This is a genomic window from Puia sp. (assembly GCF_036500295.1).
In the GTDB taxonomy this organism is placed as follows: domain Bacteria; phylum Bacteroidota; class Bacteroidia; order Chitinophagales; family Chitinophagaceae; genus Puia.
In genome coordinates, this window is record NZ_DASYCH010000055.1 from 1 (window position 1) to 13,517 (window position 13,517).

11 protein-coding genes are annotated in these 13,517 nt (G+C 56.0%); 7 read left to right on the forward strand and 4 right to left on the reverse strand.

All coding sequences use genetic code 11. The features are described 5' to 3' along the window. Nucleotides 1-322: 322 nt before the first annotated feature. Entirely contained in the window at nt 323-907 is a 585-nt protein-coding gene (locus VGM48_RS11355; RefSeq protein ID WP_331579108.1) for a hypothetical protein, read from the reverse strand. 152 nt (nt 908-1,059) lie between these two features. Here VGM48_RS11355 and VGM48_RS11360 point away from each other — a divergent pair, with 152 nt between their 5' ends. The 6 genes from VGM48_RS11360 (at nt 1,060) to VGM48_RS11385 (ending at nt 8,144) form a co-directional block, all read left to right on the forward strand. Beyond that, the gene (locus VGM48_RS11360; protein WP_331579110.1) at nt 1,060-1,440 is read left to right on the forward strand and encodes a group III truncated hemoglobin; all 381 of its coding nucleotides are present in this window, start codon (nt 1,060-1,062) and stop codon (nt 1,438-1,440) included. A 112-nt stretch (nt 1,441-1,552) separates the two neighbouring features. Then, nucleotides 1,553-3,769, forward strand: coding sequence for a S9 family peptidase (locus VGM48_RS11365; protein WP_331579112.1), 2,217 nt, complete (start codon nt 1,553-1,555; stop codon nt 3,767-3,769). A gap of 61 nt (nt 3,770-3,830) precedes the next feature. Then, a complete protein-coding gene (locus tag VGM48_RS11370; protein WP_331579114.1) occupies nt 3,831-5,162 on the forward strand; it encodes a hypothetical protein in 1,332 nt (443 codons plus the stop codon). Nucleotides 5,163-5,381: 219 nt separating this feature from the next. Beyond that, nucleotides 5,382-6,524: a hypothetical protein gene (locus VGM48_RS11375; protein WP_331579116.1), complete on the forward strand. Its 1,143-nt coding sequence runs from the start codon at nt 5,382-5,384 to the stop codon at nt 6,522-6,524. A gap of 218 nt (nt 6,525-6,742) precedes the next feature. After that, nucleotides 6,743-7,345 (forward strand): sigma-70 family RNA polymerase sigma factor, encoded by a 603-nt coding sequence (locus VGM48_RS11380; RefSeq protein ID WP_331579118.1) that lies wholly within the window; start codon nt 6,743-6,745, stop codon nt 7,343-7,345. 10 nt (nt 7,346-7,355) lie between these two features. Next, a complete protein-coding gene (locus VGM48_RS11385) occupies nt 7,356-8,144 on the forward strand; it encodes a hypothetical protein (RefSeq protein WP_331579120.1) in 789 nt (262 codons plus the stop codon). 491 nt (nt 8,145-8,635) lie between these two features. Here VGM48_RS11385 and VGM48_RS11390 read toward each other — a convergent pair whose 3' ends face one another. Beyond that, a complete protein-coding gene (locus VGM48_RS11390) occupies nt 8,636-11,386 on the reverse strand; it encodes a CHAT domain-containing tetratricopeptide repeat protein (RefSeq protein ID WP_331579122.1) in 2,751 nt (916 codons plus the stop codon). 103 nt (nt 11,387-11,489) lie between these two features. Beyond that, nucleotides 11,490-12,473, reverse strand: a complete 984-nt coding sequence (locus tag VGM48_RS11395) for a hypothetical protein (RefSeq protein ID WP_331579124.1) — start codon at nt 12,471-12,473, stop codon at nt 11,490-11,492. Nucleotides 12,474-12,716: 243 nt separating this feature from the next. On the opposite strand from VGM48_RS11395, the gene VGM48_RS11400 reads away from it, so the two are divergent. Beyond that, nucleotides 12,717-12,869 carry a hypothetical protein gene (locus VGM48_RS11400; RefSeq protein WP_331579126.1) on the forward strand — a complete coding sequence of 51 codons (153 nt, stop codon included), beginning with the start codon at nt 12,717-12,719 and terminating at the stop codon, nt 12,867-12,869. 38 nt (nt 12,870-12,907) lie between these two features. Here the strand turns inward: VGM48_RS11400 and VGM48_RS11405 are convergent, their stop codons facing one another. Beyond that, complete coding sequence (locus tag VGM48_RS11405; RefSeq protein ID WP_331579128.1) at nt 12,908-13,483, reverse strand: hypothetical protein; 576 nt, start codon at nt 13,481-13,483, stop codon at nt 12,908-12,910. Nucleotides 13,484-13,517 lie beyond the last annotated feature (34 nt).

Below are 13,517 nucleotides of genomic sequence, written 5' to 3' on the forward strand. Positions count from 1 at the left end.
CATCGTCATGATCCTGCTCATCTTCGGCACCACCGCCATCGAACAATGGCAAAACCTCGATAGCCAGCTGGTGCATCTCGCCTTCTTCGCGGTCCTGCTGCCCTTCGTGGATCGATACAACAGCTACGCCCTCGACAGGCGCCGCAGCGGACAGTGATCGTATCAAAATCCTCCTCTGGTCTATCGCACGGCGCCCCATTGGTGGGTCTTCACCGCCGCCGGCTTCGGCGCGCTGCTTATCGCGCTGCTCACCGTTTCGTTTCAGGCCCTAAAGGCCGCGCTTGCCAACCCGGTGAAGACGCTGCGCTCGGAATAAACGATCCTATTTTTCGGCGATGTATCCTGTTCGCAGCAACTTGCTGAACGCGGTGATCTCCTCCCGCGACCGGGCCGGGTCCGCCTCGATCATCCCTTCGATACGTTGCAGCCGGTCGACGATCGCTTCCGCATCCAGCTCCAACTCATCAGCACCCTTCCGCATCTCCCTGAGCCGCATGCACAGCATCTGTTCCCGGGAGTCATTCCGGCGGGCCAGTCTTCTATATTTAAACGAGCAGTATACGCAGGTCCAATCCATGATCAACACGCTAAACGACGATACCATAATAAAAACCGGCGGCAAATGATACTCAAAGATCTGCAAGGCGGCCCAGAGGATAAGCGCGCCAACAAGGCTCGCGACCACTACTGCCAAACAAACGCGGATCACCCACCTTTTTGGCTTTTTCTCCATCCACCGGTATCGCCTCAACACTTCGCGCAGAAAATGCGAAACCAGAAACCCGGATGCTGTCGTCAGGATCGACCGCCCCACTTCATGCGGCGGCAGCCAACAAAAAAAGGCCAGCAGAGCGCCCCATCCGGCGAGCTGACAAATCCAATAGGAATAGGAAATACGCCTTAGCATATAGCCAATATATCTCAAAATCAACGGGTATCCCCAATCTTTTCGATTGAGAGGTGTATAATCCACACCAACGGTAAATGCCATATAAAAGACAAAATTGTCTTTTATATAAACCCAATCTCCGTATCTTTGCAACAGCAAACTTACCCACCATGCCAGACATCCAAACCGAAGCCGATATAAAACTCCTCGTCGACAGCTTCTACCAAAAAGTAAAAAACGACGACCTCCTCGGGCCGATCTTCCTCGAAAAATTGGGGCAGCACTGGGACAACCACCTCGAGACCATGTACAAATTCTGGGGCATGGCCCTTCTTGGCGATAGTCGGTACACCGGTCACCCGTTGTCCAAGCACCTCACGCTTCCCGTCGAAGAAGCACACTTCAACCGCTGGCTGCATCTCTTCTTCGAAACGCTCGGCCAACACTTCGACGGCCCGGTGGCCGGTGAAGCCATGAAGAAAGCCGGCCTCATCGCCCGCACCTTCCTGGCCCGTATCAGCAGTTATCAGGGAGGCCAGGCGACGCCGTAGACCGGAGGCGCACGCAGCAGACCAGAGGCGCAGGCAGACCGCGGGTGCACGCCCTAGACCGCGGCCGATTTATGCGGGGGATTTTGTATGTTTAGCCAACTAAAACTAACGCATGAGCAAAATTCCATATCTATCGACTGCCGCGATTGCCCTTTTCCTTACCCTCCACACCCAAGCCCAAAAAGAACCCGTCCGCGTCACCGATCTCCTCCGGATCAAATCCATCGGCGACGTCCGCCTTAACAAAGAAGCAACGAAAGCCGTCTTCACCCTCACCTCCATCCAGCCGGAAACCGACCCCAAGGGATCCAAATGGGATTATAAATATATCACGCAACTTTATCTCGTCGCCACCGACGGCTCGCTCGCCCCGCGTCAGCTGACGACAAAGGAAAGCGCCACCCAGCCCGCCTGGAGCCCCGATGGAAAACAGCTGGCCTTCGTCCGCAACACCGACGGCAAACCGCAGATCTTCCTGCTTTCCTTCGACGGCGGTGAACCAACCCAGCTCACCCATTTCCGTTACGGCGCCTCGTCGCCAAGATGGTCCCCCGACGGACAAGAGATCCTCTTCTCCGCCCGCATCACAATTAAAGAACTGATAAAAGACTCCCTCCTCAACCCCACTCATCGCCTTCCCGCCTGGCCCGAAGAAAAACCCGGGCTCAAAACCGCCTACGTCCCCAGCGGCGCGAAGGCCGACCCCGACGGTGGCCTCGACGCGATCCGGGCCTACCTCGACAACGACGTCACCGACAAAAAAGCCAAGGTCGTCACCAAGCTCAACTTCCAGGACGAGATGGAGGTGAACCCGGAGATGAGTTTTATACAATGGTTTGTGCAATCCGCAACCCCGGCCCCGGCCCCGGCCCTAGCCCCGGCCGCGACCCCGGCCACCGGCCAGCCGGCGGTCCAGCCGACCCCGGTCACCAGCGGCTTCTTTACCTATAACAGTGTAGACTATTCGCCCGACGGCAAAAAGCTGCTCCTCGTCGCCTACCTCGACTCCACCGAACACCCCGACCGCGCCCTGGAAAGCGAGGTCTTCCTCGCCGATCGCGACGGCAGCCATCTGCAAAAACTCCTCGGAGAAAAGGATCGGGTCTATGGCAACCCGCGCATCAGCCCCGACGGCAAACTCCTTGCCTATACCGTCAGCCCCACCTCATTCGTCTCGGTGCCGCAACTATATGTCGCCCCTCTCACCGAAACCGGTACCGGCAACAAGAACCTCATCCCGCTGGACCGCGCCATCGCCGGTCTCACCTGGAGCGCCGACAACCAGTCCCTTTATTTCACCGCGCAAAGCAATGGCGGCGCACCGCTCTACCGCGCCAATATCAATACCAAAAAGACCGATCAGCTGTCGGACTATAACAGCGGCACGCTCGCTTTCGACCTGCAAGGGTCGCATCTCGTCTTCTCCCGCACCGAGGTCTCGGACCCTTCGGAACTTTATGCCGCCGATGTCTCTATGCAGAACGCCCGGCTGCTCACCGCCTTTAACGGCGAATGGCTGCAACACCGTCAGCTCTCGCTCCCCGAGAAACATTCGTTTAAAAATAATCTCGGCGAGACCATCGAATACTGGGTCATGAAACCCATCGGCTATACTCCCGGGCAGCACTACCCGCTGCTTTTGGATATCCATGGCGGTCCGTCAGCCATGTGGGGACCGGGTGAAGCCAGCATGTGGCACGAATTCCAGTTCTTCTGCGCAAAAGGCTATGGGGTCATCTATTGCAATCCCCGCGGCTCGGGCGGCTATGGCCTCGACTTCCTCCGCGCCAATGTCAGGGACTGGGGCACCGGCCCCACCAGCGATGTCCTCACTGCACTCGACAAGACCGTAGCCGAAGGCTGGGCCGACACCGCAAAGCTCGTCGTCAGCGGCGGCTCCTATGCCGGCTACCTCACCGCCTGGATCGTCGGGCATGATCACCGCTTCAAGGCCGCATGCGCGCAACGCGGCGTATACGATCTCGCCACCTTCTTCGGCGAAGGCAATGCCTGGCGGCTCGTCCCCAACTATTTTGGCGGCTATCCCTGGGATGCCGCGACAAAGGCCATCCTTCAACGCGAATCGCCCATCACCTACGTCGCCAATATCACCACCCCGTTGATCATCTTCCATGGCGAGAGCGACCGCCGTACCGGCTTCGTCCAGGGCGAGATGCTTTACCGCAGCCTCAAGGTCCTGGGCCGGCCGGTCGAATACGTCCGCCATCCCGGCGGCACCCATGAGCTCACTCGCAGCGGTGACAACCGCCAACGCATCGATCAGATGCTCCGCACCTACGAATTCTTCGAACGCTATATCCATCATTAAGGGCGCATTAAATTATCCCGATTTATCATTTTTTTACGGCGGCCGTATTTATCTTTAGTGTATGAAAACCCCTTCCTACCTGCTGCTCCTGACCTTATCCCTGTTCGCCTGCTCCAAGCACGACAGCAATCCCATTGCTCCCCCCACCCCGAATATTACCTACAAGGATACCGTCGCCGCATTGCCCTTTATCACCAACCCACTCGCCGCCAACCGCCTGCAGCTTACCTTTCCCTGGGCCGCCGCCATCGCAAAGGTTTATCTGAAACAGGACACCGCCACCGTCGGCACCTATACGACCATCGCCCAACCCCAGTTCTCCACCTACGCCGACATCAGCTATCCGTTCGACCCGGCAAAGACCTATTCATTCGTCCTGGAGACAACCCCGAATAATAACGTCGCTCTTCGTTATACCTTACACAACTACACCCATACCTATATCTCCACCTTCACCCAACAACTGTTGCTGCCCATCAAGCAGAGTGTTGGGCCAAACATGATCGACATCTCCCCTTCCCGCAAGTCGATCTTTGTTACCGATGATCTCCAGAGTATCCTGTTCACAAAAAGAGTCTCACTCGCTGACGGCAAAGTGGATTCCATCGGCATATTCAACTACGGCCCGCTCCGGGCGATATCCGATAACGAACTGCTTACCCTTGGCTTCACCTACAACGGCCGTGCCTTGCATGGCGACAGTGCGGTCCTCAACCGATACAACATCACTACCCAACAAAACAGCTTTGTCGCCTTTATAAATCACAGCGCCTACACCTCCCGCATCATCGACGATCATGTACTCGTCGCCGGTCCGCCGCCTTCGACGAATGCCGCACTGATCAATCTTGCCGACACGACAAAACTGATCTATCCTTCCTCGGTGAACCCCCTCTATATCGATCAATACCATTTCGATCACCTGTATTACGATAACCAATTGGTCAACCCCGTCACCGGCGTCTTCCAACCCGTTATTCCGGCCGCCGACACCGCCGGGATAGAAGTCGTCGACAGCGCCACCGGCTATGCCCTCGCCACCCGGTACTCCGAGCTGAAGGCCACCAGCTATCCACCGGCCGGCATCTCGCAAGGCCAGCTTATCGTCTACCTGCACGGCAACCGCGTGTATCAGGGCGACACCGCGACCAGCGTCTACTATTCCATCCCAAAACAGCCCTACATCGCCAATAACCGCTTTGTCTTTTTCCAAAACTTCGGCTATGATACAGCCTTCCGCGTCAGCGGCTACTACCAGTTGGATCTCAATACCCGAAAGACCAGCCTTCTCCATTCTTACAGCAATGGCTATGTCATGGAAGAGTTCCAGCTTGATGCGCATACGATGATCTCCGTTCGCACCGATGGGGTGTACCGGATAACGCTGCCGTAGCCGAATCGCTCCCATTCCGGGAACAAAACCGGCCTTTTTCTCCCTTGCCGGGAAATCGTGGGCGCCGCTTTCAAACCCATTCTTCACCAAACCAAGCCCTTACATTTTTGGCTCGTCCCTTGCCTATCAAGGGACATCTCATCCGCATATCCCCCGAAAGATCTTGCATATTTAGGTCCGACTATCCCATGGCGCCCCGATCCCTAAAGAAAGCAAGACATGACCCGTACGCATACCCTGGTAACTCTGACCTTTGTTCTCGGCCTGTTGCATACCTCTTCCACCGCTCAGCAACTCGCAAGCCCCACCTCGTTTCCGACAGGTCACCTAACCCGTAGCCAGCTCGCCGGGATGAAGAATACCACCCGGACCCTGATCCAACTCGTTCACGACTATATCGCCACCGACGCCTGCGATCCCACCTGGCACGGTGACTACTTCGCCGGCAGATCCGCCTCCGGTCCGCTGCTGAAATTCGGCGCCCAATGCAGCTTCTTCACCCTGGAACACGCCGCCTCCAAAAAAGCCGAACTCCTGCTTCTCGCCAACGACCTCGGCCCGCTGTTCGGTCATGTGGCCATCAACGGCAATGACTACCTCACCACCCGGGCCGCGATCACCCGCCGCAACGGCTGCCTCTACTTCGAGCTCCCTCAAAACGCCGAAACCTCCGGCCACGGCCTCGCCACTTCCTTCTGGCTCGTCACCGCCGACAGCAGCCGTCTGCCCTATCTACCTGTCACCCGGCGGGAATGGCTCCTCGAGATCCGCAAACAGCTCAGCGGCGACACCAACTCCATCGCCGCCGAATGGCGCCGTAAGATCACCGTCCGCCCGGCCGCAGAACAGGAAGCCGAAAAACAAAGGCAGCTCCGGGTGTTGCAAACACTCTACAGCGGCACCGACCTCCAGGTGCGTACCAACCTCTATCTCCAGAGTTTCGTCAGCGACGAAGCCTATCTCCGCCGGCAGATCAACACGGCCACTGCTCTCCACCGCAGCACCCTCCGCACCATCGACAGCCTGCTGCACTCCGACCCCGCCGATCTCAAACGCCCCACCTACCTCTCCGAAGAAACAACAGCGGTCCTCAGCGGCACCGACCTCGCTCATCGATCCAGCGGCCCGGGGCAAGCCGCTGCCGCGCTTTCCTTCCACGGCTTCGCCGACAGCCGCCCCGGCGCCATCTTACTGGTCCGACCAAACCCCGCCGCCACCGATCCCTACCTCAGCGAAGAAAAGCCCCAATTTCTTCTCCTCGGCTGGCGCTTCGACCCGACCGACCCCCTGGCCGCCAGTCTGGACGGCCGGCTCCACGACAACCTCGACGGCCGCGAGCTCAAGCAACTACTGGGAAAATAACCAGAAACCATGAGCACCCGGGAAATAGGCGCAACAAGCTAGAGATCAACAAAGTACAAAACCCACCCCGCGCCTGACCCTCATTTCGGCCCGTCCGCCCTCACCCTCCCCGGGCAATCTAACTGAATGGCATACAATTGTATGCCATTCGTTCGTTACTATTGTACCCAAAAAAGCACCCGTCGCGGTTACACTTCCCCAAATAGAATTGACTAAATATGAAAGCCGAGGTAAAATATACTGATGTCGAATTGATCGAGGCCATCAGTGACGGTACCGAACTGAACAAAGCAATTCAGTTCATCTACCGCCAACACGCCGAAGCGACCAGTTCTTTTATAAGACACTATGGCGGCAGCGAACAGGACGCCGACGATATCTTCCAGGAAGCCGTCGTCGCCTTCATCGATGTCGTGAGAAAAGGGAAATTCCGGATGGAATCCAACGTTCGGACCTTCCTCGCCTCCATAGCAAAGAATTGCTGGTTCAACGAACTAAAGAAACGCGAACGCGCAGATCATCGCAATCGCCAGTTCGAAATGGACCGCCCGCAAGACGAACCCGACGTCGCTGAGCACATCAATGATCTTGAAAGAAAGAAGCAGCTCCGCGACCTGGTAGATGGCCTGGGAGAATCCTGTCGAAAGATACTCCTGCTCTTCTACTACGAGAACATGACGATGAAAGAGATCCTTTACCATCTGCCGTATGAAAACGAACAGGTAGTAAGAAACAAAAAGTACAAGTGCCTTCAGCAACTGACAGGGCTTATTAAAGATAACCCTGCCATTGCCCGGCAAATGCAGGAAATTATCAAATAGCCTAAATATTATGACACCCGACAAAACACGCATGCTGATCGATCATCTCGATGAAAACCTCCGGGGCAAGGCCACCGCTAACCTCGAAGATATCATCGGTAACGATCCCGAAGCCGAAAAGGAATGGAACTACCTGCGTCTCGCTGTGGACGGGGTAAAAGATGCCGGGTTATATGAGCAGGTATCCGCTGCAAGAACCGCCTGGAAGGCTGAACTTGAAGAGGCCGCCACCGCCAACACCGCCGCCGCGCCGGCAGGGGCCAGGGTTCGCACGCTCTATCGGTATACGCTTCGTGCAGCCGCCTGTGTCCTCATCGTTGCGGGCAGCGCCTCCGTCTACAAATATGTCTCGGTAACCTCCGGATCCTTATACAACCGGTATTACAACGGATATAACCTCAACACCGTTCGCGGAGCCGGCGAAGCCGATCCGATCGTCGAGGCCTATAATGCAAAAGACTGGAATACGGTGGAGAAGATCGCCGATACGGCAAGGGTGTCGCGTACCAACCAGACGGACTTTCTTTCCGGTATGGCTTGCCTCGAACGGAAGAAATATGACAAGGCGATCAACCATTTCGAACAGATTATCGCTATCAATACCCATAACGGTACCGATTATTACCAGGACGAAGCCGAGTTCTATCTCGCCATCAGCTGGCTGGCTCACCAAAAGATCAATGAAGCCATGCCTATCCTGGAAAAGATCCGCGGTGACAAGAGCCACAAATACCACGAAGCAGTCGAAAAAATGTCCTTTTTCGACCTCAGATTAGCCCAATACAAGGAGAATAAGTAAAAAAAGCCCTGCTTTCCGGTTACATCCGGTTGTCCAGCTCTTACTAATTAGTGTAGGGCAATTGAAAAAACATCCTTTGAAAAACCACCGCCCAACCCTTTGAAAAACAAATAGATATCCTTGATAACCATTCCATTAAACCTTATTCTACAGAACCGAAGATCCAATCCCGCGAAAAATCCCTGAAGATCCAATCCCACGAAAAATCCTAAAGATCCAATCCCGCGAAAAACCTTCGATCCGCCCAAGCTGAAAAACCTTCGATCCAAAACATCCTGAGAAAATCTCCAATCCAATCTTCCCGCCCAACATCCTCCCGAAAACCGCCAATCCAATCAACGCCGAAAGACCACCCGTTTTGAGAATCTCTATCCCTTGAATGACCAGCCAAAAAAAGTCGGCGTAGCACCGCCTGTAGAACCTGAAAAATGCTAATCCCAATATCCCACCAGATGGCCATAGTACCTCTTTAACTCAACACTAAAAAGCATTTACTTTCGCCGACTTTTTTTCTTCCTGCTCCTCACCACCACCACCGCGGCCATTCCCAATACAACCAGCCCAAGCGCTCCCCACAAAACCCAGTTGTTCCGCCGATACAATGCACTGCTATCCCCCGTCAGCACCAGATGCGCCCAATAGGCCGGACTCTTGTCGATCGCATCGCTTTTCAGATAATCCAGTTTCGCCAGCTGCAGAGCTCTCGCCTTCGTCTCCCCTGCCCGCAGATGACTATAGAACTGCCGGAGGATCGTCGATGTCGCCTGATCGTCCGCCTTCCAGAGACTGTTGATCGTACTCCCGCATCCCGCATACGCAAAGGCCCGCGCCAGACTGATCACCCCCTCCTGCGGCGCCACCTCGCCCTGCCCCGTCTCACAGGCGCTGATGATCACCAGCCTCGTGCTGCGCAGGTTGAGGCCGTACAGCTCCTCCAGGAACAGCCGGTCCTCGATAACACTTTGTTTGTTGGGATAGAAAGCGATATATGATGCCGCCGCATCGTCCATCGATGACACCGCATGTGTCGCCAGATGCACGACAGGATATTGATTGATCGTTTGCAGAAACCGCTCCTTCGTCGCCTGCCCGTCCAGATACTGCACTCCCGGCAAACCGGCAATTTCTTCCTTTGACGCCGGCAACCGCTGAAACGAATCGACCCTGCCGTTCTCAAACGGCGCAAACGCCAGCACCCCCTCGCCCGCTTTCCCTGTAGCTCCATCACTCAACAGGCGGGAAGAGAACCGATAGCTGACCGTCGTCGTCTCCACCAGCCACTGCTTTCCGTCCGCGTCGGCATACAGGGATTCAAACGGCAGCAGGGCAAAGATCCCGTCGGGAACGATCACCCATTCCGATCGCCCGCCTGAGATCGCCTGTATCGGCTGTACGAGTTCGTTATACAACCGGCGGCCCAGCGCCCCGCCTTCAAAGCGCCGCCCGCTGCCGGACGTCTTCAAAAGCGCCAGCCACCCTTCGACATCCCTTTCCAGCCGCGCCAGCGAATCTATTGCCACATGCCGGAGTCCGTCGCGGGTCACCACGAACATCTGCAACGACCCGCCCGCCGCATAAAGGCTCACCAGCGCCTGGTCACGCCCCAGTTCCTGCTGGAGATCGTGAACGCCGGGGCTCGCGTCCCCATATTTGGTCCGGTAATATTCGCCGTTTGCTTCCAATGCCTTCTGCAATCGCAGCAGGGCGATCTCATCCCCCTCCTTATCCCGCGTGATGGCCGCCAGTTGCCCACTGTCCGTCGTTGCTTCGCTGCGTACATTCAGCCGCGCGATCTTATATTTTATGTTATCCACCTGCTCCAGGAGCGACTTCGCACCCGGAGCACCCATAAAAGCCTTCTCCTCCAGGTTGGCCGTGATCACCGAGGCCTTACTTTTGGCGGCGATCAGAAAGGCCTGCTCCAGATAGTCCGCCTCCGGATGCAGCTGGGCCAGGCGAAGACAGACGCTCAGCGCGTCCGCATACACCGGCCCGCTTTTCTTCTTAAGAAACAGCTTCGACTCATCCGTCGCATAACTCCGCTCGATATATCGCAAAAGGGATAACGCCGCCGTATAGGTTGCGTACGATGCCGGCAAATCCTTCATTCGATCGTAAAGCTCCGCTTTTCGCACCAGCGCGTCAAAAAGCCGGTAGTAGGCAAAGGTCCCGGTGAAGCTCACCGGGTTTGCATAGCCATCCCGGGTACTGAAATTTCCGGCAAATACAAAGATCGCCTGTTGTACGGCGGTGAGCGCTCCCTTCAGATCTCCGCGTTCACTCAACTCCTCCGCCTTGATAAAAGCGTTTACGCCAAGATCGCTTCGCGGAACGGCAACTCCGCTATTCCCCCGGGCCAGCTCCTGCAGCCGCCGCAGGTACCATGCGCAGCTGTCCAGCCGGTGCAGCCGCAGCTCCGCATTCGCCAGCTCATTCAACGATGCAGGGATCTTCTCCATCCTTACCCGCCGGAACCAGTTCAGCGCCGCCGGATAATCCTCCATCCCCACATAGGCACGACCCATGTTCTGGTAGACATAGTCGCTCAACGGCCGGTAACCGAGCAGTTGCCGGTAGATCGTCAGTGCATCGGCATATTGGCCGATCCGAAACGAGGCTGTAGCAATATTGATCTGGAGACTCACCGCATCAGGCGCATATTGCTTCCCGCCGCGCTCCAATTCGAGGGCATGATTGAAGTAGTTCTTCCCCTGCCGGAAATTTCCGCCGTCGCAATAGAGCGCACCCAGGGTGTTATAGAGGCGCACCCGGTTATCCTTATCCGCGAACCGTCCCTCGAGCGATTCCGCCCGCAACAGGAAGTAGCTCGCCGAATCAAACCGGTCGAGGTTGTAATAGGCCGTTCCCAGCATCACCTGAACAACAAAAACGAGGGAGTCTCCGGCGGGATGAAAGCTCAACGCCCGGCAATAGGCCGTCCGCGCCCGGCCAAAATCGCCCACCGCATCATAGAGGATCCCCTTCTTCAAGAGCGACCCGATGAGCAGCGTGTCGCCACTGCGTGGGCCGGATCTCTCGAGTTCGTCAGCAACTGCCGCAAAACCCGCCAGTGCCATGCTGTCCGTGGCCGGCGTAGACCTATCCAGGTGATAGAGACTGTCGGCCCGGCGATAGCGCGCCCGAAGGCGGTCTCCGCCTGCCTCTCCCGGTCCGCCCGGCCCCGCCAGCACCTGCCCGGCCAGCAGCCCCGACAATAATAATAAGGTGATCCCCCGAGACATGTGTCCTACAACGTCGCCACCCGCTCCTTATTATCGACCACAAAAAATAAGGCGAAGGATAGATATCCCTCGCCTTTTGTCTTATCCGATTCTAGAAGCTTAACTAGTTCTTTCTCACCATGATCACCAGTGGCGGCCGCGGATTCGCGGTCGTCGAGATCACATGGCCGGCCAGCACATTATCGAGTGCATTCACGATCCCACCCAACAGGCCGCCACTGATCAGTGATCGCTTATCATAATACTGCAACTGAACTTGGATCTGCTGCAAGGCATTGTTACTTCCGTAGTTGATCCTATACGTGATCGTCGTGGTGATCGTCTGCCCGTTGACCGGCAGCAACCCGAAGGCCCCGCCAAGGCTAAGCAACGACCCGTTTAACGTCTTCTGCAGGTCGATCACCCCTGTTGTCCTGTTCACGATGACCTTTTGCGCCGCAGCCGAACCCGTCACGTCGAACGTACAACCCCCGTTGGCACATACGGAAGGCAGATAGGGATTGGCCTCGAAATAGGGCGCAGCTTCCGTCGCGCCGTTCTCGAATACGTAGACACTGTCGTAATAGGCCGCACCACCGATGATCAGCTCGCTAAGACAGGTGTCCGTCGCTCCGGCTTTTACAAAACCCATGATATAGCGCATCCCCGTCTGACTCTGCGTCAGGTTGATGGCGCCTGTATTCTGATCCAACACCATCCCTATCGGCCAGGAAAAATACTTGCCCGGTCCGGGATCGTTCACCGGATGGACGATATAGTCACTGCCCGAAGGCTGGGGAAAGGTGATGGAATCGCCATAGATCGGCAGCACAGGACAGCTCGGAGCCGCTGGCGCCGCCGGGTTATTGTTATTGTTATCCGCAGTCTGCTGAGGAAAAGGAGGCTGCGCAACGACGTTAGTATCCGCTTTCGCAACCGGTTTTGTTGTATCCGCAGGTTTCGTCGTCGGGATCGAATCATGCTTCGATGTCGACGGACCGCTGGGGGCGCCAACCAGCGCCCGGATGTTCGGATCCTCGGGAATGGCCTTCTGACAGGCAACTACCGAAACCACAAAAAATATGGCGATCAACGGAAGAGTCTTCATAAGTAGGCTTTTTAATAAGGGTTTACGCTTAACAAAATACGATTTATTCCCGGCATCTCTAAGGATTGGTAACTACTGTTTGCCTGTTTGTAACCGTTTGGGACAAGTTTTTTTCAACATATTGATAATCAATGTATTGAAAAATATCCCGCCACAGCCGGTTACATTATGTCTTATGGGTTTTACCAATTAATGAAGGTTCCTCCAATATCCGTTATTCCAAATAACGTAAAAACATTCCTTATGCCCATCGAAGAAACGATCCTCGACATGGAAGGGAAGATATCTCTTCTCGACAACCCCAATTTCATTGGCCTGTCTATCGTGGTCGGCACCTACTACGTTGCCTTCCTCAGCTTCCTATGCTATCTGATCTTCCACGCCGGCGGCATCTAGCCGCGCAGCCACCGCCGATAACGAGGCGCCCTCAGCCGCTAACCAGCCGGCCGCAGCCGCGTCAGATAGGCCATCCCGCCATTAAACAGAAACAGATAGGCCGGGAAAAGTACATAGATCAAATCGTGCCCTACACAGATCGCCAGCGCCAGCGTTGACGAGATCACCCCCAGCACCCAGGCCAGCGATCGCTCCGACATCGGGTCCCGCCAGGCCTTCTTTATCGTCGGCACCCCGAGGATCGCGTCGGCGAAGATGGCGAACACGGTCGTGATCCAGGGATTATTCGACAGCAAATAGATCCCCACGCAAAGCAATCCCCACACCACATACTGCCAGTCCTTCCGCGAAAGCGCATAGTTCCGCGTCAGCAACGCCACCACGCCGATCGTCAGGCAACCCACGGTGGAACAAAGCACCCCGGTCATACTCCACTGCCAACCCTTGCCGAGCACCTGCGACACGACACTGGTCCCCATCAGGAACGCCCACCCGATCCAGGAAAGAACGCTTGGCCGCACCTTTCGCGTCACCGTATTGATCAGATAGATCACTTGCGCACTCCCGATAATTACTCCCGCCAATAAACCGACGATCTTTTCGATTGCCTGCATTGAGCCAATTTTGGGCCCAAGATACCCTATAATT